The following is a 21882-nucleotide window of genomic DNA, read 5'->3' as shown; positions in this document are numbered from 1 at the left end:
CCTCTCAAACCAGCTATGGATCGTCGGCTTGGTAGGCCATTACCCCACCAACTACCTAATCCAACGCGGGCCGATCCTTTGCCGATAAATCTTTCCCCCGAAGGGCACATACGGTATTACTCCCAGTTTCCCGGGGCTATTCCGTAGCAAAGGGCACGTTCCCACGCGTTACTCACCCGTCCGCCGCTAGACCCGAAGGTCTCGCTCGACTTGCATGTGTTAGGCCTGCCGCCAGCGTTCGTTCTGAGCCAGGATCAAACTCTCAAGTTGAAACCACCTTGCGGCGGTTCTTGACAGCGAACCTCTGCACATATCTGATCCATGTCTCCATGGATCGTCACATCTGCTTGTCGTTCTGCCGTAGCAGCACGCCAAACAGTGAAGCTGACAACACTCATCATCGGCCGAAGCCTAGAGTGCGATACATGCTCGGTCCGCAGTCGCTTGCACGACCAAACCGCCCACATATCTCTTCAGATAGCATCAATGTCAAAGAGCAAGAGGCAAAAACAAACCAGAACCGCCATTTTCAGTGGGCGCTTCAGGCCGTCACACCTCAGTGTATCCCGCGATGCGTTTCATTTCGTCAGCTTTCGCTTTCGTCAGTCACCGTCTTGCGTCCCGCTGCAACCACCGTCGCTTCGGTGAGGAGGTTTCTACGCATCTCGACGGGGGGCCGCAAGAGGCATTTTCGCAAATCCGTCACTTTTCTTCGTTACGCTCGGAATTTCCGAGGAAAACTTGGGCGAAATGCGAAGGCGCGCGACCGCCTTGCGCGGCCTCTCTGGCGATTTTTCGGCGCCGATCTAGAATCGCCTCCGCCAAAAACCGGGAATCGGGGGGCTCCCCCCCTGACTCGCGCGCCCCCGACTCGCCTCTCCCTGTCTCGCCCCCCCCCCCCCCCCCCCCCCCCCCCCGACCGGAATCGAAAAGGCCGGGGAAGATCCCCGGCCTTTCGCAGCTCTTCCCACCGTCTCAGCGCAGGATGCGTCCCCGGACCCGCCAGATCTCGGGCAGCAGCACCGCCACATAAAGCAGATCGACGACGATCAGGAACAGCCAGAGCTTCGTCACGATCAGCCCCATCACCATCACCGTGCCCAAAAGCATCCCGACGACGCCGATCCCGCGCAGCTTCAGCGACTTCGGCGAGAAGGTGTGCAGCCGCGAGATCATCAGCATGCCGACCACCCCCAGCCAGACCGCCGAAAAGACCGGCAGCAGCGGTCCCGACAGCCAGCCCTCGAAGGCCAGGAACATCGGAAGCAGCGCCAAAATCGCCCCCGCAGGCGCCGGAACGCCGGTGAAATGGGTCTTGCCCGCGCCATCCTCGCTGCGGGTCACGTTGAACCGGGCCAGCCGCAGACAGGCCGAGGCGGCGTAGATCAGCACGAAGATCCAGCCGAGCGCATTCCCCTCGCCCATCGCGAAACGATAGACGAGCACCCCGGGCGCGACGCCAAAGCACAGGAAATCCGACAGGCTGTCGAGTTCCGCGCCGAATTCCGACGTCGCCTTCAGCCGCCGCGCGATCAGACCGTCCAGCCCGTCGATCGCCGCCGAGATCAGAAGCAGCGTCACCGCCATCTCGAACTTGCCCACCATCGCAAAGCGGATCGCGGTCAGGCCGAGGCACATCCCCGCCAGCGTGACAAGGTTGGGCAGAAGGAAAAGGAACGGCAGCTTTTCGCGGTCCTGCGGCTCGAGGCTCATCTCAGCGCACCTCGCCGGTGCGGGCAGCCTCGGTCCCGGACATGTCGGCGATCACCGTCTCCCCGGCAATCATCGTCTGACCGATGCAGACCAAGGGCTGCACCCCCTCGGGCAGATAGATGTCCAGCCGCGAGCCGAAGCGGATCAGCCCGAAGCGGTCGCCGGTGGCCAGCTGATCGCCCTCCTTGACGAAGCACAGGATGCGCCGGGCCACCAGACCCGCGATCTGCACCACGCCGTAACGCTGCCCCGCCGCGGTTTCGACCGCCAGCCCGTTGCGCTCGTTGTCCAAGGACGCCTTGTCCAGCGAGGCGTTCAGGAACAGCCCCTTGTGATAGGCGACCTTGGTGATCCGCCCCGCCAGCGGCAGCCGGTTCACGTGGCAGTTGAAGACCGACATGAAGACCGAAACCCGGGTCATCGGCGCCTCGCCCAGACCCAGTTCGGCCGGCGGCACCGCGGGTTGCAGCAATGACACCACCCCATCGGCGGGCGAGATCATCAGCCCCTCGCGCACCGGCGTCACCCGCGGCGGATCGCGGAAGAAATAATAGACCCAGATCGTCAGGCCGGTGCCGATCCAGCCCAGCGGCTCCCACAGCAGAAACAGCATCACCGTGATCGCCGCCGCGATGGCGACGAACTTGCGCCCCTCCGGGTGCATCGGCTTGACGAAAGTGGAAAGCATGGAAACGGACATGGCGAGCCTTTCTCTTTGGTCTTTCCGTTGCCGCTTCCTACCGCAAGTTTCGCCGCAAGGAAACCGCTGCGCCTTGCCGCAACCTCCGGGCCATCCGTTACCCAAGCAAAAGACTCGGATTGACTTTTCCGACTGTTTCGCTAGGTATTTTCGCAACGGAGGCCCCATGATCGTCTGTCACTGCCAGCACATCACCCATCGCGACATTCATGCCGCCATTGACTGGATGCGGGCTTCTGACCGGTTTGCGCTCATCACCCCGGGCAAGATCTACCGCGCGCTTGGCAAACGCGCGGATTGTGGCGGCTGCATGCCGCTTTTCCTTGCCACGATGCAGGAAAATGCCAATCTTGCCGTGCCCGCAGATGTTGCGCAGGTTCCGGCGGAGCTGCGCAACCTGCGCATGTAACCACAGGGAAAGGACGCAGCCATGAAAGGCGACGCAAAGGTCATCGAATTTCTCAACGCGGCACTGCGGTCGGAACTGACCGCGATTTCGCAATACTGGGTGCATTTCCGGCTGCAGGAAGACTGGGGCCTCGCGAAGATGGCGAAGAAAAGCCGCGAGGAATCGATCGAGGAAATGGGCCATGCCGACAAGATCATTGCCCGGATCCTGTTCCTTGAGGGTCATCCGAATCTGCAGAAACTCGATCCGCTGCGCATCGGCGAAGGCCCGCGCGAGACGCTCGAATGCGATCTGGCGGCGGAACATGACGCGCTGAAACTGTATCGCGAGGCGCGCGATTACTGCGCCGAGGTGGGCGACATCGTCTCGAAGAACATCTTCGAAAGCCTGATCACCGACGAGGAAGGCCACGTCGATTTCCTCGAAACGCAGATCTCGCTTTACGACCGGCTCGGGCCGCAGGGCTTTGCGCTGCTCAATGCCGCGCCGATGGACGCGGCCGAGTAAGCCCCGCCCGACCCCCCGCGCAAAGGTCAAAGGCGCCCCTCGCGGAGCGCCTTTTCAGTCATCTTGCCAGAAATATCTCGGGGGGGGCCGAAGGCGGGGGGCAGCGCCCCCCTGCCCGGTGTCAGCCCCGCGCCGCGCGGATCAGATCCAGGATCTCGCGCGCCGCCGCCGGAATGTTGGTGCCGGGCCCGAAGATCGCCTTCACCCCGGCCGCTTTCAGGAAATCATAGTCCTGCTGCGGGATCACGCCGCCGCAGATCACCAGGATATCCTCGGCGCCCTTTTCCTTCAGCGCCTCGATCAGCTTCGGCGCGAGCGTCTTGTGCCCGGCGGCCAGCGAGGAAATGCCGACCACGTGCACGTCGTTGTCGACCGCATCCTGCGCCGCTTCCTCGGGGGTCTGGAACAGCGTGCCCACATCGACGTCAAAGCCGATATCGGCGAAAGCCGTCGCGATCACCTTGGCGCCGCGGTCGTGACCGTCCTGCCCCATCTTCACGACCAGCATCCGCGGACGCCGCCCCTCGGCCTCGGCAAAGGCGTTCACATCGGCCTGGATCTGCGCAAAGCCCGCATCGCCCTCGTAGGCCGCGCCATAAACCCCCGCGAGCGTCTTCACCTCGGCGCGGTGGCGGCCAAAGATTTCTTCCATCGCCATCGAGATCTCCCCCACCGAGGCCCGGGCCCGGGCCGCATCGACGGCGGCGTCCAGAAGGTTGCCCCCCTCTTTCGCGCGCCGGGTGATTTCGGCCAGAGCGGCCTGACATTTGGCTTCGTCGCGGGTCGCGCGCATCTGCGTCAGCCGGGCGATCTGGCTTTCGCGCACCGCCACGTTGTCGATGTCGAGAATGTCGATCGGGTCTTCCTTGGCCAGACGATACTTGTTCACGCCAACGATCACATCCTCGCCGCGGTCGATCGCCGCCTGCCGCCGCGCCGCCGATTCCTCGATGCGCAGCTTCGGCATGCCGGTGGCCACGGCCTTGGTCATGCCGCCCATCGCCTCGACTTCCTCGATCAGCGCCCAGGCCTTGTCAGCCAGCTCCGCCGTCAGCGCCTCGACATAATAGCTGCCCGCCAGCGGATCGACGACCTTGGTGACGCCGGTTTCCTCCTGCAGGATGATCTGGGTGTTCCGCGCAATCCGGGCCGAAAACTCGGTCGGCAGCGCGATCGCCTCATCGAGCGCGTTGGTGTGCAGCGACTGCGTGCCGCCCAGCGCCGCCGACATCGCCTCGTAGGCCGTGCGGATGACGTTGTTGTAGGGGTCTTGTTCCTGCAACGACACGCCCGAGGTCTGGCAGTGCGTCCGCAGCATCAGGGAACCCGGTTTCTTCGGCTCGAATTCCGACATGATCCGGTGCCACAGAAGCCGCGCCGCCCGCAGCTTCGCCGCTTCCATGAAGAAGTTCATGCCGATGGCAAAGAAGAACGACAGACGCCCGGCGAAATCATCGACGTTCATCCCCCGCGCCAGCGCCGCACGCACATATTCGCGCCCGTCGGCCAGCGTATAGGCCAGCTCCTGCACCAGGTTCGCGCCCGCTTCCTGCATGTGATAGCCGGAAATCGAGATCGAGTTGAACTTCGGCATCTCTTTCGAGGTGTATTCGATGATGTCCGCAATCAGCCGCATCGAGGGTTCGGGCGGATAGATATAGGTGTTGCGGACCATGAATTCTTTCAGGATGTCGTTCTGGATCGTGCCCGACAGCAGGCTGCGATCCACACCCTGTTCCTCGCCCGTGACGATGAAATTCGCCAGGATCGGGATCACCGCGCCGTTCATCGTCATCGAGACCGAGACCTTTTCGAGCGGGATGCCGTCGAACAGGATCTTCATGTCCTCGACCGAATCGATCGCCACGCCGGCCTTGCCGACATCGCCGACGACGCGCGGGTGATCCGAATCATAGCCGCGGTGGGTCGCCAGGTCGAAAGCGACCGAGACGCCCTGTTGCCCCGCCGCCAGCGCCTTGCGGTAAAAGGCGTTGCTTTCTTCCGCCGTCGAGAAGCCCGCATATTGCCGGATCGTCCAGGGACGGCCCGCATACATCGTCGCCCGCACGCCGCGGGTGAAGGGGGCGATGCCCGGCAGCGTGCCCATATGCGGCAGATCCGCGGTGTCTGCCTCGGTGTAAAGCGGTTTGACCGCGATGCCTTCGAGCGTGTTCCAGGTCAGGCTCTCGGGCGTGCGGCCCTTGAGTTCCTTTTCGGCCAGCTTGCGCCAGCCATCGATTTTGTCGGTCATGTGCGAGCCTCGTTTCGGGGGGCGAAGGCCGGGGGGGCGCCCCCCTCCCGGCCGGTCCGTTCAGTTCTCAGACGGGGAAAGCCCCGGCCTCATTCGAATTCCATGATGATGTCATCGACCTTCAGCGAGGCACCGGCCGCGCAGTTGATCTTTTTCACCACGCCCTTGCGCTCGGCCTTGAGGATGTTTTCCATCTTCATCGCCTCGACCGTGGCCAGCGCCTGACCTTCCTGCACTTCCTGCCTCTCCTCGACCGAGATCTTCACGATCAGGCCGGGCATCGGGCAAAGCAGGAATTTCGAGGTGTCCGGCGGCAGTTTTTCCGGCATCAGCGCCGCCAGATCATGCTGGCGCGGGGTGCGGACATGCACCTTCAGATCGGCGCCGCGCACCCGGATACGGAAGCCCATCGGGATCTTGCCGACCTTCAGCACCAGGGGCTCGCCACCCACCGTCAGCTTCGCCAGCGACTTGCCGGGCGTCCAGTCGCTTTCGACGCGCAGGCCGGTGCCATCGGCAAAGGTCACGGTCGAACCCGCCTTGTCGGCGGCGATCTTCAGCGCGAAGCTTTCGCCCTGCAGGCTGACCACCCAGTCATCGCCGACCCGGCGCTCGTGATTGCCGAGCGTGCCCGAAATCTTGGTGCGGCGGATTTCCGCGACGCGGTTCATCGCGGCGGTGGCGGCGGCGACGCGCTTGAGCATGACATCGCCCAGCCGGACGCCCTGAAAGCCCTCGGGATATTCCTCGGCGATGAAGGCCGTGGTGATCGAGCCCTCGACGAAGCGGTCGTGATCCATCACCGCGGCGCAGAACGGCAGGTTGTGACCGATGCCCTCGACCTCGAACGTGTCCAGCGCCAGCCGCATTTCCTCGATCGCGGCTTCGCGGGTCGGGCCCCAGGTGCAAAGTTTCGCGATCATCGGGTCGTAATACATCGAGATCTCGCCGCCCTCGAAGACGCCGGTGTCGTTGCGCACGATCCCGCCCGAGGCGGTCGGGCCTTCGACCGGCGGCTGGTATTTCGTCAGCCGCCCGATCGAGGGCAGGAAGTTGCGATAGGGATCCTCGGCGTAAAGGCGGCTTTCCATCGCCCAGCCGTTGATGCCGATATCTTCCTGCTTGAAGGGCAGCGGTTCGCCTGCGGCGACGCGGATCATCATCTCGACAAGGTCGATGCCAGTGATCAGTTCGGTCACCGGATGTTCCACCTGCAGACGGGTGTTCATCTCGAGGAAGTAGAAGTTGCGGTTGCCGTCGACGATGAATTCGACCGTGCCCGCGCTGGTGTAGCCCACCGCCTTGGCAAGGGCGCAGGCCTGTTCGCCCATCGCCTTGCGGGTGGCGGGGTCGAGGAAGGGCGAGGGCGCCTCTTCGATGACCTTCTGGTTGCGGCGCTGGATCGAGCATTCGCGCTCGTTCAGATAGACGCAATTGCCGTGCTGGTCGGCCAGCACCTGAATTTCGATGTGGCGCGGTTGCGTCACGAATTTCTCGATGAAGATGCGGTCATCGCCAAAGCTTGCCGCGGCTTCGTTCTTCGAGGACTGGAAGCCCTCGCGCGCTTCCTCGGCGTTCCAGGCAATCCGCATGCCCTTGCCGCCGCCGCCCGCCGAGGCCTTGATCATCACCGGATAGCCGATCTGATCGGAGATCTTCACCGCTTCGTCGGCATCGGCGATCAGGCCCATGTAGCCCGGAACGGTCGAAACCCCGGCTTCCTGCGCCAGTTTCTTCGAGGTGATCTTGTCGCCCATCGCCTCGATCGCGGGCGACGGCGGTCCGACAAAGATCACGCCTTCGGCTTCCAGCGCGGCGGCGAAGTCGCGCCGTTCCGACAGGAAGCCATAGCCCGGGTGCACGGCTTCGGCGCCGGTCTGGCGGATCGCCTCCATGATCTTGTCGATCACGATATAGGACTGGTTCGCGGGCGGCGGGCCGATGTGGACGGCCTCGTCCGCCATCTTCACATGCAGCGCCCCGCTATCGGCGTCGGAATAGACGGCCACCGTCTTGATGCCCATCTTGCGCGCCGATTTGATGACGCGGCAGGCGATCTCGCCGCGGTTGGCGATCAGGATTTTCTTGAACATGGTCAGTCCCTTCCTCCGGGCGCGGATTGGCCCGCGCCCCCTTTCGTGATGTCATGTGCCGTCATGGCGGGCGAAACGAAACGCCACCGAGGGGGGAACCCTCGATGGCGGCATGAGTTTGCGACCCGCGCGGGCGGGTGGATGATCGTGCGATCAGCGGTAGCAGGGACCGCCGATGCCGGCGTTGCAGCTGGCACCACCGGCCAGCGCGCCAAGCGCCGCCCCGGCAACCATGTTCTGGTCGGCCGCATCGGCGATGATCGCCCCGGCCGCGCCGCCGGCAAGGGCGCGCTGGCCCTGGGTTTCCATGCAGCCGGCCAGCGCCGAAGCCGCCACGAGAGCGAGAAGAAGGGAAGTGCTGCGCATGAGTGTCTGCCTCCGACAGGGGTTATGATTACCCCCGAATCTAGCGCAGAAACGCGCCAGCACAACGGATAGTTCCGATCCGAGGGACAAAGGCGGGCCGCATCGGCAAGGCTTTGCCCATCGGGCCGCGCACCGGCAGGGGCCGGGGCGCAAAGGCGCGGCCCGACGAAAACGCCGGGCCGCGACCCCAAGACACTAACATGGAGGTTGGACGGCGCGGCTTCGAAACACGCCATCTGCATCCCGATATGGGGCGCCGATGCCGCATTGCCAGAGGCGGGCGCGAAAGCCCCGCCAAGATCGGCGATTTTCTGCCGATATGCCGTCCGGACCCCGGTCATTCCCAGTCGTCCTCCGGCTCTTCCTCGTCCCAGGCAAAGGCGTCGGGATCGGCGAAAACCTCGGGGAAGCTGGCCTCGGCGCGCTTGCGGTCGATGCGCAAAAGCTGCTCGTAGCTGCAGGGATCTGCGGGTTCGCTGGCCCAGACGACCTCGCGGCCGATCAGCCAGGACAGCCGCCCGGCATCCAGATTGCCCCGCTCGAAGGGCTCTTCGCCAAAATGGTTCCACAGGGCCGCCATGAACCCCGCATCGGCGCGACGGTCGGGGGCGGCCCGATCCTTGTAGCGCTCGCGGCGGACGATCTTGGTGGCGCCCTTCTTGGCATTGGCGCGACGGATGGTGAACTGGAAATCGGACCCGGGAAGACGCCCCGGGAAGCCACGGTGTTTCAGCATGATGTGCCCCTTTCCAGCGCGGGGTCGCACATCAGACCCGTCCCGCGCAAGCGCGGAACGGGCAGGCCGGGGGCATGGGGCCTGCCCTGCCCCCGAAACCGATTACTTGTATTTGCCGGTTTGCACCGGTTCGACGGTGACCGGAGCCACCGGCTCGGTCTTGGGCGCGCAAGCGGCCACGAAAGCGATCGCGACGAGGGCGAAGAGGACTTTGTTCGACATGGGTATCTCCTGTCAGGACCTTGGTGCGGGCAGAATGCCCCGCCCGTCCGGTCCTTGTCTGTCATTGTTCGGACCGGCTGATTCCGGTCGCGCGTCAACTTACCCCGGCCGTCAAGGGGGATGAAGCGAAAAGCGCGTGAACACAAAAGTTTCGGGCAAGCCGTAGCTTCCCCCCAACCCTTGGTGTCCTTGCGCGGCGTCGCCATCAGAAAAGCTCCCAGTGACAGGCCCCATCGGCGATGGAATAGGCCTCGAAGAATTGCACGGCTGTGTCGTCCGATGCCCCGAAGGGCACCACGCGGTCGGCCAGATCCAGCACCAGCCCGGCAGGCTGCGGCCCGTCCTTGGGCAGATGCGCCAGCGCGAAGCCGTCGCACAGCGCCTGCAGGTCGGCCGAGGCCCTGTCCGGGCCATAGCCCGCCCCGGCCACCTCCGGCGCGACAAAGCGCAGGCGCAGCGTCAGCCCCAGCGGACCGGCCGCGTCCATCCGGGTCTCCAGCCAGCGCAGATCAATCCCCGAAGGCACCGCGATCGGCGGCCCCGAGGGCACGGGCAGGGGCCCGGTTTCCTGCACCGGCCCGAAAGCCGTTTCCGCCCCGGTCTGCGCGGGCATCGGCGGGATCAGATCCGCCTCGAGCGCCGCGTCTTCCTGGGCGAAGATGGGCCGGGCAAGCGCCGTCACAGCGAGGACGACCGCGATCGCCCCCCGCAAGGCTGTGCGCGCCTGCCCGGCCCCACGAAGCATTCCGCGCCCCTCAGAGCGGAATGTTGTCGTGTTTCTTCCACGGGTTGGCCAGCTTCTTCGAGCGCAGGCTCGCAAAAGCACGGGCCACCCGACGACGGGTAGACGAGGGTTTGATCACCTCGTCGATGAAGCCACGCTCGGCCGCCACGAAGGGGTTGGCGAAACGGTCTTCATAGTCCTTGGTGCGCGCCGCGATCTTGTCCTTGTCGCCCAGTTCGGAACGGTAAAGGATCTCGGTCGCGCCCTTGGCGCCCATGACCGCGATTTCGGCGGTGGGCCAGGCATAGTTGAAATCGCCGCGCAGGTGTTTTGACGCCATCACGTCATAGGCGCCGCCGTAAGCCTTGCGGGTGATCACGGTGACTTTCGGCACGGTCGCTTCGCCGTAAGCGAACAGAAGCTTCGCGCCGTGCTTGATCACGCCGCCATATTCCTGGCCGGTGCCGGGCAGGAAGCCGGGCACGTCCACCAGCGTCAGGATCGGGATCTCGAACGCGTCGCAAAAGCGCACGAAGCGCGCGGCCTTGCGGCTACTGTCGATGTCAAGGCAGCCCGCCAGAACCATCGGCTGGTTCGCGACGATGCCCACGGTCTGGCCCTCGATGCGGATGAAGCCGGTGATGATGTTGCCGGCGTAATCCTTTTGAATCTCGAAGAAATCGCCCTCGTCGGCGATCTTCGTGATCAACTCCTTCATGTCATAGGGCATGTTGGGGTTGGCCGGGATCAGCGTATCGAGGCTTTCCTCGATCCGGTTGACCTCGTCGAAGAAGGGCCGCACGGGGGCCTTTTCGCGGTTCGACAGCGGCAGGAAGTCGATCAGGCGGCGGGTTTCCGCGATGGCTTCCACGTCGTTCTCATAGGCGCCGTCCGCGACCGAGGATTTTTTCGTGTGGGTCGAAGCGCCGCCCAGTTCCTCGGCGGTGACGATCTCGTTCGTCACGGTTTTGACCACGTCGGGGCCGGTCACGAACATGTAGGAGCTGTCCTTCACCATGAAGATGAAGTCGGTCATCGCGGGCGAATAGACCGCGCCCCCGGCACAGGGCCCCATGATCAGGCTGATCTGCGGCACCACGCCCGAGGCCATGATGTTGCGTTGGAACACCTCGGCATAACCGGCGAGCGAGGCGACGCCCTCCTGGATCCGCGCGCCGCCCGAATCGTTCATCCCGATCACCGGGGCGCCGTTCTGCATCGCCATGTCCATGATCTTGCAGATCTTCTCGGCATGGGTTTCAGAGAGCGAACCGCCGAAGACGGTGAAATCCTGGCTGAACACATAGACCATGCGGCCGTTCACCGTGCCCCAGCCGGTGACGACGCCATCGCCCGAGATATGCTCCGCTTCCATGCCGAAATCGACGCAGCGATGCGCCTTGAACATGTCGAATTCCTCGAACGAGCCCTCGTCCAGAAGCAGTTCGATGCGTTCGCGCGCCGTCAGCTTGCCCTTCTTGTGCTGGGCCTCGATGCGCCGCTCGCCGCCGCCAAGCCGCGCCGCCGCACGCCGGCTTTCCAGCTCGCTCAGGATGTCTTTCATGGGGTCCCCTCCGAGAATTTCCGCGCAACCTATCGGAGCGAAAGATTGTTACCAAGCGGATTCGGGAAAATTTGCAAATAATTCTCAGGCCACCAATTGCGAATTGCGATATTGCAAATAGACTGGAGTCGACGGACCCGGCGCGCTAGGAGGGCACAGCCGTTTCGGAGCCGATCATGACCCTGCCCGCGCCCCTCGTCACCTTTCTTTTGCTGACCGCCTCGAATGTCTTCATGACCTTCGCCTGGTACGGGCATCTGCGCTTCAAATCGGCGCCGATGCTGGTGGCGATCGGGATTTCCTGGGGCATCGCGTTTTTCGAATATTGCCTGATGGTGCCCGCCAACCGCATCGGCTACGGCACGATGTCGGCGGCGCAACTGAAAGTGATGCAGGAGGTGATCTCGCTCACCGTCTTTGTCGGCTTCAACACCTGGTGGCTGGGCGAGCCGCCGACCTGGCGGACCCTGGGCGGATTCGCCCTGATCATCGCCGGGGCGGCGCTGATCTTTTCGAACAAGGGCTGAGGGGTTTGACCGAGGCCATCGCCGAGGTCCCCCGGAACGGCGGCCCCAAGACGACCGAGGGCCCAAAGGCCCTCGGGCAGCGCCCGCCCCGCCCCTGGCGGGCGCTTCTCGCCCGCCGGGGCAGGCGCCGCCCTCTGTCGCACCCAGATCAGGCGGTCTTGCAAAATGCGGAATCGCAACGGGCGGGGAAACGCGGATCGCGTTTCCTGTTCCGCCCGACCCGCCCCGATCTTGTGACGCATACATTTTACCCGATGGACAAAATGACGCGCGCGGCCTAGCGGCCTCGCATGGCTTTCCTGAACCGCAACACGCCCCCGCATATCGTCACCCTCGTGCTCGCCACCGGCGTGGCGGCGCTCAGCCTCAACATCTTCCTGCCCTCGCTGCCCGGGATGGCGCGGCATTTCGGCGTCGATTACGGGCTGATGCAGCTGGCGGTTTCCGCCTATCTGGCGGCTTCCGCCGTCGCGCAATTCGTCATCGGGCCGATTTCCGACCGCTACGGCCGCCGCCCGGTGCTGCTTTGGGTGGTGGCGATCTTCACCCTCGCCTCGGTCGTGGCGCTGTTTGCGCCCAATGCCGAGGCCTTCCTGGCCGCGCGCTTCGTGCAGGCGGTCGTCGCCACCGCCTTCGTGCTGGCCCGCGCCGCCGTGCGCGACATGGTGCCCGGCCCCGGTGCCGCCTCGATGATCGGCTATGTCACCATGGGGATGTCGCTGGTGCCGATGATCGGGCCTGCGGTGGGCGGGGTGCTGGACGGGCTTTTCGGCTGGCAGGCGAACCTGGCCGTGCTGGCCGCCTCCGGGGCGCTTCTCTTCGCGCTGGTCTGGGCCGACATGGGCGAGACCGTCTCGGGTGGCGGGCTTGGCTTTGGAGCGCAGATGCGGGCCTATCCGATCCTGCTGCGCTCGCCCCGGTTCTGGGGCTATGCGCTGTCGGCCGCCGCCTCCGCCGGGCTGTTCTACGCCTATCTGGGCGGCGCGGCGCTGGTGGGCGAGCAGGCCTTTGGCCTGTCCCCGGTCGAGGTCGGCTATTTCTTCGCCCTGCCGTCCCTTGGCTATCTGATCGGCAACTGGATCTCGGGGCGGTTTTCGCTGCATCTAGGCATGGATCGGATGGTGCTTTGGGGCACGACCCTCGCCACCGCCGCCATCGCCGTGGCGCTGATCGCCAAGGCCGCGGGCGTGCTGGGCCCGATCACCTTTTTCACCATCGTCGGCGTGACCGGGATCGGCAACGGCCTCAGCCTGCCCTCGGCCAATGCCGGGCTGATGTCGGTGCGGGCCGATCTGGCGGGCACCGCCTCGGGGCTTGGGGCAACGATGACGATCGGCACCGGTGCGGTTCTGGCCAGCCTGACCGCGACCTTCCTTGGCGCCGAGGTCGAGGTGGCCCGGCTTCTGTGGGTGATGTTCGGCTCTTCGGCGCTCTCGGTCGCGGCGATCCTTTGGGTGATGCGGCGGCCTCAATAGCCATAGGCGGGCGATGTCGCGACGGTGTTGCCCCGCGCGATCGCCTCGCGCTCGATCGGGATCAGATTGCCCGGCAAGACCAGCACCTCGGTCAGCGTGCGGCGCAGCATCGGCCCCGCCCCCAGCCGCTCGTATTGCGCCACATGCACCAGCTCATGCGCCAAAAGCCAGTCGGGCACCGGCTGCTGCGTCACGGTGATGCCGTAGCCCGTCGTCAGCCCCCAGGCGCGCTCGACCCGGAACAGCCGCGCCAGCGCCGGGTCGGCCATCGGCGGGATCTTCGGCAGCGCCAGAAGCCGCACCTTTTCCGGCTGTTGCACACCAACCCTGCGGGCGATCTCCTGCTCGGCCGGGCTCAGCCCCCGCCCCTCGGCCAGCGCCCGGGCATCGCGCGCCCGTTCCTCGGCGCGCAAGGCGGGCAGCAACCGGGCGATCTGCGCCGCCAGCGCCGGGTCGGGCGCCGCGATCCGCGCCGCCTCGGCCGCGGTGATGTCGGGCGGCACCGGGGCGCAGCCAAGCAAAGCCAGCACGATCACCCCCCGCAAAACGCGCATATCCCCTCCGACACGGCCCGACACCAGCTAAGACGCTTTGTCGCCGCGATGCAACCTCCCCTTGCACCCACCCTTTGCAAAGGATACGAGACCTTTGCAAAGCGGAGGACGCCATGGCCACGCAGAAACTTTATGCCGGTGTGAAGCTGCGCGAGACCCGGGCGCGTCTGGGTCTGACGCAAAAGGCCTTTGCCGACCGGCTCGGCGTCTCGCTGCCCTATCTGAACCAGATGGAGAACAACCATCGTCCGGTTTCGGCGGCGGTGGTGCTGGCGCTGGCGGGCGAGTTCGGGCTCGATGTGACCGAGCTTTCGGCGGGCGATGCGGAACGGCTGGTCTCCGACATGCGCGAGGCGATGGCGGATCCGGTCTTTGCCGATGGCGGCACGCCGCCACTCGCCGATCTGCGGCTGGCGGCCTCGAATGCCCCCGCGCTGGCGCGGGCGTTTCTGGAACTGCACCGCGCCTACAGACAGGCGCATGAACGGCTGGCCTCGCTCGACGAGGCTCTGGGCCGCGAAGGCGCGCAGACGGTGGTTTCGCCCTGGGAAGAGGTCCGCGACTTCTTTCACTATTGCGACAATTACATCGACGCCGTCGATCGCGCCGCCGAGCGGTTTTCCTGCCCGGATGGCAAGAGGTTGGACCCGATCACAAGGGCCACCGACGCCCTGCGCGCCCGTGGCGTCGACGTGCAGTTTTCGAACATTTCCGAGCTGCGCGCCCGCGAGGGCGACCGCATCCTGATCTCCGCCCATGCCAGCCGCTCGACGCAGGCGTTTCAACTGCTGCATCAGGTCGCGCTGATCACCCAGAACGAGCTTCTGGAAGCCACGCTCGATCTGGCGCGGTTTCAATCCGAGACCTCGCGGGCGATCGCGAAAATCGGTCTGGCGAATTACTTCGCGGGCGCCGCGCTGCTTCCCTATCGCGCCTTTCTGGATGCAGCGCAGGAAACCCGCCACGATCTGGAGCGGCTCGCCGATGCTTTCGGCGCCAGCATCGAGCAGGTGGCGCATCGGCTCTCGACGCTGCAACGCCCGGGCGCCAAGGGCATCCCCTTCTTCTTCGTCCGCGTCGATCAGGCCGGCACGATCACCAAGCGCCATTCCGCGACGCGGCTGCAATTCGCCCGCTTCGGCGGCGCCTGCCCGCTGTGGAACGTGCATCAGGCCTTTGAAACGCCGACGAAATTCCTGCGCCAACTGGCCGAGACGCCGGATGGGGTGCGCTATCTGTGCCTCGCCCGCGACGTGTCGAAAACCGGCGGCAGCTTCACCGCCCCGGTGCGGCGCTATGCGATCTGTCTGGGCTGCGAGGTCAGCCATGCCCGCGGTCTGGTCTATGCCGACGACATGGAACTGGGCAATCCGCGCGCCTATCAGCCGATCGGGATTTCCTGCCGGATCTGCGAGCGCAAGGACTGCCACCAGCGCTCGGTGCCGCCGCTGGAACGGCGGCTGCGCGTCGATCCGAACCGCCGCGGCATGCTGCCCTACGACATCGCCTGAGCCGCCCCCGACCTGCCCCGCAAACATCGAAAAGCCCCGGAAAACCGAGGCTTGTCGATCAGTCTGTGGAGGTCGTCAGGAATGGTGCAGCATATGGGCGATTTCGTCCTTGATATGCGCGCGTTGCTTGCGCAGATCCACTTCGGCGAAATGTTCGACCGGTTCGACATTGGTTTCGGCCCGGTGAACCTTGTCGTTCACCGCGTCGTATTCTTCCAGAAGCCTGGCAAAATGGGCGTTGGAGACCTTCAAAGCATGCAGCTTTTCCATCTCGAACGGGAATTCCTCGGACAGGGTATGCGGGGTGTTCGACATGGGGCTTTTCCTTTTTGATCTTCATTTCTCACGACTCAAGCCTAGCCCCGAAGCGCTTGCGCCACCTTGACCCGTGTCAAGTCGCCGCCCGGTCCGCGCCCTTCTCGGCCCCCACCGCCGCCGCAATCGCGTCAAGCTGCGCGTCCAGCGCCGCGAACCGCCCCTCCAGCGCCACCATCCGCAAGTCATCCAGCTTTTCATGCAGCCGCATGATCTCGATTTCCGCCTTCAGGTTCACCTCGTAATCATGCGCGGCCGCCAGCCGGTCCTTTTCCGCCTGCCGGTTCTGGCTCATCATGATCACGGGGGCCTGCACCGCCGCCAGCATCGACAGGATCAGGTTCAGGAAAACAAAGGGATAGGGGTCGACGGCGGTGACCAGAATCACCGTGTTCAGCGCCACCCAGCCCAGCAGGACCAGCGCGAAAATCCCGATGAAGGCCCAGGATCCGCCAAAGGCCGCGACCCGGTCGGCGACACGCGCGCCCAGACCGGCCTCGGGCTGGCTCAGATCGCGCGCCACCGTGCCATGTTCGGCGACATGGCGCAGCACGCGCCGGTCGCGTTCGTTCAACTCCTCGAATTTCTTGCACAAAAGCCGTTCGGAAAGGATGCGAAGCTTGGCGTCCATATGTCTCCCCTGCCGTTTTGGCGATGCTGCGACGGGGCGGGCCGGATGTCCACCGACGAGCACGTGAGAGGGGGGCGCGATCAGCTGCCCATCGGCCGCCAGCCCGCCGCCAGCGCCTCGGCCTCGGTGCAAAACCAGCGCTCGCCCTTTGTCGGGTCGATCCGGGTGCGGTCGTAATCACGCGAACCGGGCAGATGGAAGATCTGCCCCTTTTTCGAGATGTTGCCCTTGATCCGGCAGGCCCCGGGCGGGTTTTGCACCGGGCCGCGCCGCGCCGCCTCGGGCGCCAGATGCGGCCCGGCCCAGATGCCGCGACGCGACGCGCGCGCCTGCGTCTCCTCGGGAATGTAGTCGCGGGCATATTTGCGGTAGGCCTCGGCCATCCCCTCGGCCACCAGCACCGCGTTCAGATCGCGCCCGCCCGCGCTGCAGACCGCCAGAAGCCGGTCGTAGCGGTCACGATCCCCGCCCGCGCAGCGCACGGTGCCCGCGGCCAGCACGGCAAGCCGATCCCGCGCCGCCTGCCCGCAGGGCCAGTCCTGCCCCTGCGCATCCTTGCACAGCTGATCATGTTCTGGCGCGTCGATCCCGAACAAACGCACCTTTTGCGCGCCGATCGCCAGCGTATCGCCATCGACCACCCGCGCCCGCCCCTGCAGCATTTCGGCCTGCGCCGGCAGCGCCAGCACAAGCCCGATCAGAACCCACTTCACCACGCGCGGACGTTAGCAGAACGTAACGCGAACGCAAGCCCGCGTGCCGGTCATGCTTACCGCTGTGACCTGCGCCAGTTCGGGTTGATCCAGGGCGCCGCATTCTCGGCGGGCAGACGGCGGCCCAGGATATGGTCGGCCACCTTCTCGCCGGTCATGATCGAGGGGCCGTTCAGGTTGCCGTTCGTCACCCGCGGGAAGATCGAGCTGTCGGCGACGCGCAGCCCCTCGACCCCGATCACCCGCGCATCCGGGTCGACCACCGCCATCGGATCATCGGCCCGCCCCATCCGCGAAGTGCCGCAGGGGTGATAGGCGCTTTCGGCGTGATCGCGGATGAAGGCGTCGATTTCGGCATCGCTTTGCACCGCGGCGCCGGGCTGGATCTCGTGCTTCACATGCTGCGCCATCGGCGCCTGGGCGAAAATCTCGCGCGTCAGACGCACGACCTTGCGGAACTCCTCCCAATCGTCGGGATGCGACATGTAGTTGAAGCGGATCTCCGGGTTTTCGCGCGGGTCCGAAGACCGCAGCCGCACCGTGCCGCGCGATTTCGACCGCATCGGCCCGGTGTGGACCTGAAAGCCATGCCCCTCGGCGGCGGCCTTGCCGTCATAGCGCACGGCGATCGGCAGGAAGTGATACTGGATGTCGGGATATTCCACGCCCTTGTCGGAGCGGATGAAACCGCAGGCCTCGAACTGGTTTGACGCGCCAAGCCCCCGCTTGGTCAGCACCCATTGCGCGCCGACCGTCAGCTTGCCCCAAAGGTTCCAGTATTTATACAGCGTCACCGGTTCCTTCGACGCGAATTGCATATAGATTTCAAGGTGATCTTGCAGGTTCGAGCCCACGCCGGGGCGATGCGCCAGAACCTCGATCCCCTGCGCTTGCAGATGCGCGCCATCGCCGATGCCCGAGAGCATCAAAAGCTTCGGCGTATTGAGCGCCGAGGCCGCCAGCACCACCTCGGCCTTGGCCTTCAGAACCTTGATCTCGCCGCCCTTTTCATATTCGACGCCGACGGCGCGGCCATTCTCGATCACCACCTTGCGGGCCAGACCGCGGACGATCTTCAGCCGCCCGGTCTTGATCGCGGGCCGCAGATAGGCCGAGGCCACCGACCAGCGCCGCCCCTGCCAGATCGTCGCCTCCATCGGGCCGAAGCCCTCCTGCTGTTCGCCGTTGTAATCCATCGTCACCGGATAGCCCGCCGCCGCGCCCGCCTCGATGAAATGCTGGAAAAGCGGGTTCTTGCGGGGCCCGCGCGTCACATGCAGCGGGCCTTTCGATCCGCGCCAGGTCGCGTCGGCGCCGTCATGGCCGCCGTGCCAATGTTCCTGCCGCTTGAAATAGGGCAGCACATCGGCATAGCCCCAGCCCGCCGCGCCCTGCTCGGCCCAATGGTCGAAATCGCAGGCGTGGCCCCGCACATAAACCATGCCGTTGATCGAGGACGACCCCCCGATCACCTTGCCGCGCGGCGTCACCAGACGGCGGTTGCCCAGGAACGGCTCGGGTTCGGTGCCCATGCCCCAGTCATAGCGCCCCATGTTCATCGGGTAGGACAGCGCCGCCGGCATCTCGATGAAGGGGCCCCAGTCGGTGCCGCCGAATTCGATGATCGCCACCCGATGCCCGGCCTCGGCCAGCCGATAGCCCAAGGCCGAGCCGCCCGAGCCTGCCCCAACGATCACATAATCCGCATCCATCGCGCGACCCTCTGCCTGAACCCTGTTTCATCTTGCCCGAAATACCTCGGGGGTCCGGGGGCAGAGCCCCCGGCCTGTTTCTCAATAGGGGCTCTCGACCGGCCCCATGCCGACATAGACCGCCTTCACCTGGGTATAATGCTCGATCGCGGCCTTGGAATTTTCCCGCCCGACGCCCGAGGCTTTCACCGCGCCAAAGGGCATCTCCACGGGCGTCAGGTTATAGGCGTTGATCCAGCACGTCCCCGCCTGCAGCTGCGCGATGACCCGATGCCCGCGCGCCAGATCGGCGGTGAAGACCCCGGCGGCCAGACCGAAGTCGGTGCCATTCGCCCGCGCGATCACCTCCTCCTCGGTCTCGAAATCGAGCACCGCCATGACCGGACCAAAGACCTCCTCGCGCGCCAGCGTCATCGTGTCGGTGACATCGGCAAAGACCGTCGGTTGCACGAACAACGCCCCTTCGTTGCCCGCCTGCCCGCCACAGACCAGCCGCGCGCCCTCGGCCTTGGCCGTGGCGATATAGCCCAGCACCTTGGCATGCTGCGCCGCGCTGACAAGCGGGCCGAATTGCGTGGCTTCGTCCAGCGGATCGCCCGCCTTGATCAACGCCGTGCGCTCGGCCAGCCGGGTCAGGAAGCGCTCCTTGATCGATCTGTGCACGAAGACCCGCGTGCCGTTCGAGCAGACCTGCCCCGAGGAATAGAAGTTGCCCAGCATCGCCGCGCCGATCGCGCTTTCCAGATCGGCATCTTCAAAGACGATCAGCGGCGATTTGCCCCCCAGCTCCATCGTCACATGTTTCATCCCCGCGCCCGCCGCCGCATAGACCCGCGCGCCGGTCGTGACCGAGCCGGTCAGCGAAACCTTGGCCACCCGCGAATCAGTGGTCAGCGCGGCGCCCACCGCGCCGCGGCCCTGCACGACGTTGAAAACCCCCGCGGGCATCCCCGCCTGAATGAAGATCTCGGCCAGCTGCAGCGCCCCAAGGGGGGTGAGTTCCGAGGGCTTGAACACCATCGCATTGCCGGTCGAAAGCGCCGGGGCCGCCTTCCAGCAGGCGATCTGGCTGGGGTAATTCCACGCCCCGATGCCGACGCAGACCCCCAACGGCTCGCGAATCGTATAGGCGAAATCACCGCCCAGGGGGATCGTCTCGCCGGTCAGCGTCGGCGCGAGCCCGGCGAAATATTCCAGACTGTCCGCGCCCGAGGGCCAGTCGGCGACCAGCGTTTCCTGAAGCGGCTTGCCGGTGTCGAGGGTTTCCAGAAGCGCCAGCTCCGCCCCGCGGTCGCGAATCAGATCGGCGGCGCGGCGCAGGATCCGCGCGCGCTCAATGGGCTTCAGCGCGCCCCAGGCGCGTTGCGCCGCGACAGCCCCCGCAAGGGCCGCCTCGATCACCGCGGGCGTCGCCGCGTGAAGCACCGCAATCACCTCGCCGGTGCCGGGAAAGATCACCTCGATCGTCTCGCCCGCGGCATCTTCAAGCCATGCGCCATTGACGAAATGGCTGGCCTTCGGTTGCGCCCTCATGACCGCACCTCCAGTTCCCGGTTCAGATATTCATACACGATCTCAAGCGCATAAGCGCGATCCGGCGCATGTTCGGCCAAGGCCGCCCGGATGTAGACGCCGTCGATCATCGCCCCCAGACCGCGCGCCACCGCCTCGGCCCGCGGCCCCACCAGCGGGCGCAGCTCATGCTGCAGGTTCGAGCGCAACCGGCGCTGATAGACCCGCAAAAGCCGCATCGCCTCGCGGTTCGTCTGCGCCAGCACGTAGAAATTCAGCCAGGCCGAGATCGCCTCGCGCCGGAACGACCCCTGCGAGAACGACCCCGCGATGATCGCCCGCAGCCGCGATTCGGGCCCGCGTTCGGCCGCGGCCAGCGCGCCGCGCACCTCGGCGCCGTAAAGCGTCAGGATCGCCCGCATCGCGGCCAGAAAGATCTGCTCCTTCGAGCCAAAATAATGATGCGCCAAGGCCGAGGACATGCCCGCACGCCGCGCAATCTGTGCTACAGTGACCTCAAGCGATCCCGCCTCGCCCACCGTTTCGATCGTGGCTTTCACCAAGGCCGCCCGTCGAATAGGCTCTGCTCCAAGCTTCGGCATTTCTTTTGCGACTCCGCTCAAAAAAGATCTTGCTTTTAGGAGCTACAGGCAAGTTTATTGACTCGTCAATCAACAAAAAGCCTGACCGTAAACCGGGCAACCAACGGGAGACCCTGATGACGCTTCGTTCCTTCCTTCTTGCCGGGGCTGCGACAGTTTCGCTCGCCCTTCCGGCCGCTGCCGATTGCAACAAGGTGACCTTCTCGGATGTGGGCTGGACCGACATCACCGCGACGACGGCGGTGACGACGACGGTGCTGCAGGCGCTGGGCTATGAAACCGACATCAAGCTTCTGTCGGTGCCGGTGACCTATTCGGCGCTGTCCTCGGGGGATGTGGACGTGTTCCTCGGCAACTGGATGCCCTCGATGGAGGCCGATCTGGCGCCCTATCGCGATGACGGCACAGTCGAGACTTTGCGCACCAATCTGGTGGGGGCGAAATACACGCTGGCCACCAATGCCGCGGGCACGGCGCTTGGCCTCAAGGATTTCGCCGATATCGCGACACACAAGGACGCGCTGGAGGGCAAGATCTACGGGATCGAGCCCGGCAATGACGGCAACCGTCTGGTGCTTGACATGATCACCGCGGGCAAGTTCGACCTGACCGGCTTCGAGGTTGTCGAAAGCTCGGAACAGGGGATGCTGGCCGCCGTCGCCAAGGGCGAAAAGAACAACACGCCGGTGGTGTTCCTCGGCTGGGAACCGCATCCGATGAACGCGAATTTCAAGATGAGCTACCTGACCGGCGGCGATGATGTCTTTGGCCCGAATTTCGGCGGCGCCGAGGTGCGCACCAACGTCCGCAAGGGCTATGTCGCGGAATGCCCGAACACCGGCAAGCTGCTCTCCAATCTCGAATTCAGCCTGGCGATGGAAAACGAGATCATGGGCAAGATCCTTGATGACGGCATCGACCCGCCGAGTGCCGCGCGCGACTGGCTGGCCGCCCATCCCGAAGTTCTGGCGCCCTGGCTGGCGGGTGTGACCACCAAGGACGGCGGCGACGGCCTTGCGGCCGTGACCGCGGCGCTGAAATAAGC

At 65.2% G+C, this 21882-nt stretch carries 21 protein-coding genes and 1 rRNA gene; 6 read left to right on the top strand and 16 right to left on the bottom strand.

Annotated features, from left to right (window positions below):
• The 3 genes from LY44_RS08180 to LY44_RS08170 all read right to left on the bottom strand — a co-directional run.
• A 16S ribosomal RNA gene (locus LY44_RS08180) occupies positions 1-270 on the bottom strand; the annotation flags it as partial.
• Between the two features lie 705 nt (positions 271-975).
• A complete protein-coding gene (gene pssA / locus LY44_RS08175; protein WP_055213350.1) occupies positions 976-1713 on the bottom strand; it encodes a CDP-diacylglycerol--serine O-phosphatidyltransferase in 738 nt (245 codons plus the stop codon).
• A 1-nt stretch (position 1714) separates the two neighbouring features.
• Positions 1715-2581 (bottom strand): phosphatidylserine decarboxylase, encoded by an 867-nt coding sequence (locus LY44_RS08170; RefSeq protein WP_269082701.1) that lies wholly within the window; start codon positions 2579-2581, stop codon positions 1715-1717.
• Between LY44_RS08170 and LY44_RS08165 the strand changes: the two genes are divergently transcribed.
• Both LY44_RS08165 and bfr read left to right on the top strand, forming a co-directional pair.
• On the top strand, positions 2580-2822 hold the full coding sequence (locus LY44_RS08165) for a (2Fe-2S)-binding protein (RefSeq protein WP_055213353.1): 243 nt from the start codon (positions 2580-2582) through the stop codon (positions 2820-2822). The two genes, LY44_RS08170 and LY44_RS08165, sit on opposite strands and share 2 nt — an antisense overlap.
• Before the next feature lie 21 nt (positions 2823-2843).
• A complete protein-coding gene (gene bfr, locus LY44_RS08160) occupies positions 2844-3329 on the top strand; it encodes a bacterioferritin (protein WP_055213355.1) in 486 nt (161 codons plus the stop codon).
• Between the two features lie 121 nt (positions 3330-3450).
• Here bfr and scpA read toward each other — a convergent pair whose 3' ends face one another.
• From scpA to LY44_RS08130, 6 genes are all read right to left on the bottom strand, one after another.
• Positions 3451-5580: a methylmalonyl-CoA mutase gene (gene scpA, locus LY44_RS08155; protein WP_055213357.1), complete on the bottom strand. Its 2130-nt coding sequence runs from the start codon at positions 5578-5580 to the stop codon at positions 3451-3453.
• 89 nt (positions 5581-5669) lie between these two features.
• Complete coding sequence (locus LY44_RS08150) at positions 5670-7673, bottom strand: acetyl-CoA carboxylase biotin carboxylase subunit (protein WP_055213358.1); 2004 nt, start codon at positions 7671-7673, stop codon at positions 5670-5672.
• Positions 7674-7826: 153 nt separating this feature from the next.
• A complete protein-coding gene (locus LY44_RS08145) occupies positions 7827-8039 on the bottom strand; it encodes a hypothetical protein (protein ID WP_055213360.1) in 213 nt (70 codons plus the stop codon).
• Between the two features lie 337 nt (positions 8040-8376).
• On the bottom strand, positions 8377-8775 hold the full coding sequence (locus LY44_RS08140; RefSeq protein ID WP_055213362.1) for a hypothetical protein: 399 nt from the start codon (positions 8773-8775) through the stop codon (positions 8377-8379).
• A 427-nt stretch (positions 8776-9202) separates the two neighbouring features.
• Positions 9203-9742, bottom strand: coding sequence for a DUF6497 family protein (locus LY44_RS08135; RefSeq protein ID WP_055213364.1), 540 nt, complete (start codon positions 9740-9742; stop codon positions 9203-9205).
• A gap of 10 nt (positions 9743-9752) precedes the next feature.
• Positions 9753-11285, bottom strand: a complete 1533-nt coding sequence (locus LY44_RS08130; protein ID WP_055213366.1) for an acyl-CoA carboxylase subunit beta — start codon at positions 11283-11285, stop codon at positions 9753-9755.
• A 176-nt stretch (positions 11286-11461) separates the two neighbouring features.
• On the opposite strand from LY44_RS08130, the gene LY44_RS08125 reads away from it, so the two are divergent.
• On the top strand, positions 11462-11812 hold the full coding sequence (locus tag LY44_RS08125) for a DMT family protein (protein ID WP_013066649.1): 351 nt from the start codon (positions 11462-11464) through the stop codon (positions 11810-11812).
• 290 nt (positions 11813-12102) lie between these two features.
• Entirely contained in the window at positions 12103-13287 is a 1185-nt protein-coding gene (locus LY44_RS08115) for a multidrug effflux MFS transporter (protein ID WP_055213368.1), read from the top strand.
• Here the strand turns inward: LY44_RS08115 and LY44_RS08110 are convergent.
• Positions 13281-13841, bottom strand: coding sequence for a hypothetical protein (locus tag LY44_RS08110; RefSeq protein ID WP_055213369.1), 561 nt, complete (start codon positions 13839-13841; stop codon positions 13281-13283). The genes LY44_RS08115 and LY44_RS08110 overlap by 7 nt on opposite strands.
• A 113-nt stretch (positions 13842-13954) precedes the next feature.
• Between LY44_RS08110 and LY44_RS08105 the strand changes: the two genes are divergently transcribed.
• Positions 13955-15352, top strand: a complete 1398-nt coding sequence (locus LY44_RS08105) for a helix-turn-helix domain-containing protein (protein WP_055213370.1) — start codon at positions 13955-13957, stop codon at positions 15350-15352.
• Between the two features lie 75 nt (positions 15353-15427).
• Here LY44_RS08105 and LY44_RS08100 read toward each other — a convergent pair whose 3' ends face one another.
• From LY44_RS08100 to betI, 6 genes are all read right to left on the bottom strand, one after another.
• Positions 15428-15667 (bottom strand): YdcH family protein, encoded by a 240-nt coding sequence (locus LY44_RS08100; protein ID WP_055213372.1) that lies wholly within the window; start codon positions 15665-15667, stop codon positions 15428-15430.
• A 76-nt stretch (positions 15668-15743) separates the two neighbouring features.
• Positions 15744-16298, bottom strand: a complete 555-nt coding sequence (locus LY44_RS08095; RefSeq protein WP_055213373.1) for a DUF1003 domain-containing protein — start codon at positions 16296-16298, stop codon at positions 15744-15746.
• Positions 16299-16378: 80 nt separating this feature from the next.
• Positions 16379-17014, bottom strand: a complete 636-nt coding sequence (locus LY44_RS08090; RefSeq protein ID WP_055213374.1) for a thermonuclease family protein — start codon at positions 17012-17014, stop codon at positions 16379-16381.
• A 53-nt stretch (positions 17015-17067) separates the two neighbouring features.
• Positions 17068-18723, bottom strand: a complete 1656-nt coding sequence (gene betA / locus LY44_RS08085) for a choline dehydrogenase (RefSeq protein WP_055213375.1) — start codon at positions 18721-18723, stop codon at positions 17068-17070.
• An 81-nt stretch (positions 18724-18804) separates the two neighbouring features.
• Positions 18805-20256 carry a betaine-aldehyde dehydrogenase gene (gene betB / locus LY44_RS08080; protein ID WP_055256478.1) on the bottom strand — a complete coding sequence of 484 codons (1452 nt, stop codon included), beginning with the start codon at positions 20254-20256 and terminating at the stop codon, positions 18805-18807.
• On the bottom strand, positions 20253-20837 hold the full coding sequence (betI, locus tag LY44_RS08075; protein WP_055213378.1) for a transcriptional regulator BetI: 585 nt from the start codon (positions 20835-20837) through the stop codon (positions 20253-20255). The genes betB and betI overlap by 4 nt, the downstream gene beginning before the upstream one ends.
• A 116-nt stretch (positions 20838-20953) precedes the next feature.
• On the opposite strand from betI, the gene choX reads away from it, so the two are divergent.
• Entirely contained in the window at positions 20954-21880 is a 927-nt protein-coding gene (gene choX / locus LY44_RS08070; RefSeq protein ID WP_055213380.1) for a choline ABC transporter substrate-binding protein, read from the top strand.
• The last annotated feature ends 2 nt before the right edge of the window (positions 21881-21882 follow it).

Source organism: Rhodobacter capsulatus, from assembly GCF_003254295.1.
Classification (GTDB): domain Bacteria; phylum Pseudomonadota; class Alphaproteobacteria; order Rhodobacterales; family Rhodobacteraceae; genus Rhodobacter; species Rhodobacter capsulatus.
The sequence above is the reverse complement of the archived record's forward strand: the minus strand, read 5'-3'. Positions and strand labels throughout refer to the sequence as shown.

Excerpts from the sequence above, each read along its gene's own strand:
- pssA (WP_055213350.1), bottom strand. The coding sequence starts at position 1,713 with ATGAGCCTCGAGCCGCAGGACCGCGAAAAGCTGCCGTTCCTTTTCCTT.
- LY44_RS08165 (WP_055213353.1), top strand. The coding sequence starts at position 2,580 with ATGATCGTCTGTCACTGCCAGCACATCACCCATCGCGACATTCATGCC.
- LY44_RS08170 (WP_269082701.1), bottom strand. The coding sequence starts at position 2,581 with ATGGGGCCTCCGTTGCGAAAATACCTAGCGAAACAGTCGGAAAAGTCA.
- bfr (WP_055213355.1), top strand. The coding sequence starts at position 2,844 with ATGAAAGGCGACGCAAAGGTCATCGAATTTCTCAACGCGGCACTGCGG.
- scpA (WP_055213357.1), bottom strand. The coding sequence starts at position 5,580 with ATGACCGACAAAATCGATGGCTGGCGCAAGCTGGCCGAAAAGGAACTC.
- LY44_RS08150 (WP_055213358.1), bottom strand. The coding sequence starts at position 7,673 with ATGTTCAAGAAAATCCTGATCGCCAACCGCGGCGAGATCGCCTGCCGC.
- LY44_RS08145 (WP_055213360.1), bottom strand. The coding sequence starts at position 8,039 with ATGCGCAGCACTTCCCTTCTTCTCGCTCTCGTGGCGGCTTCGGCGCTG.
- LY44_RS08140 (WP_055213362.1), bottom strand. The coding sequence starts at position 8,775 with ATGCTGAAACACCGTGGCTTCCCGGGGCGTCTTCCCGGGTCCGATTTC.
- LY44_RS08135 (WP_055213364.1), bottom strand. The coding sequence starts at position 9,742 with ATGCTTCGTGGGGCCGGGCAGGCGCGCACAGCCTTGCGGGGGGCGATC.
- LY44_RS08130 (WP_055213366.1), bottom strand. The coding sequence starts at position 11,285 with ATGAAAGACATCCTGAGCGAGCTGGAAAGCCGGCGTGCGGCGGCGCGG.
- LY44_RS08125 (WP_013066649.1), top strand. The coding sequence starts at position 11,462 with ATGACCCTGCCCGCGCCCCTCGTCACCTTTCTTTTGCTGACCGCCTCG.
- LY44_RS08115 (WP_055213368.1), top strand. The coding sequence starts at position 12,103 with ATGGCTTTCCTGAACCGCAACACGCCCCCGCATATCGTCACCCTCGTG.
- LY44_RS08110 (WP_055213369.1), bottom strand. The coding sequence starts at position 13,841 with ATGCGCGTTTTGCGGGGGGTGATCGTGCTGGCTTTGCTTGGCTGCGCC.
- LY44_RS08105 (WP_055213370.1), top strand. The coding sequence starts at position 13,955 with ATGGCCACGCAGAAACTTTATGCCGGTGTGAAGCTGCGCGAGACCCGG.
- LY44_RS08100 (WP_055213372.1), bottom strand. The coding sequence starts at position 15,667 with ATGTCGAACACCCCGCATACCCTGTCCGAGGAATTCCCGTTCGAGATG.
- LY44_RS08095 (WP_055213373.1), bottom strand. The coding sequence starts at position 16,298 with ATGGACGCCAAGCTTCGCATCCTTTCCGAACGGCTTTTGTGCAAGAAA.
- betA (WP_055213375.1), bottom strand. The coding sequence starts at position 18,723 with ATGGATGCGGATTATGTGATCGTTGGGGCAGGCTCGGGCGGCTCGGCC.
- betB (WP_055256478.1), bottom strand. The coding sequence starts at position 20,256 with ATGAGGGCGCAACCGAAGGCCAGCCATTTCGTCAATGGCGCATGGCTT.
- betI (WP_055213378.1), bottom strand. The coding sequence starts at position 20,837 with ATGCCGAAGCTTGGAGCAGAGCCTATTCGACGGGCGGCCTTGGTGAAA.
- choX (WP_055213380.1), top strand. The coding sequence starts at position 20,954 with ATGACGCTTCGTTCCTTCCTTCTTGCCGGGGCTGCGACAGTTTCGCTC.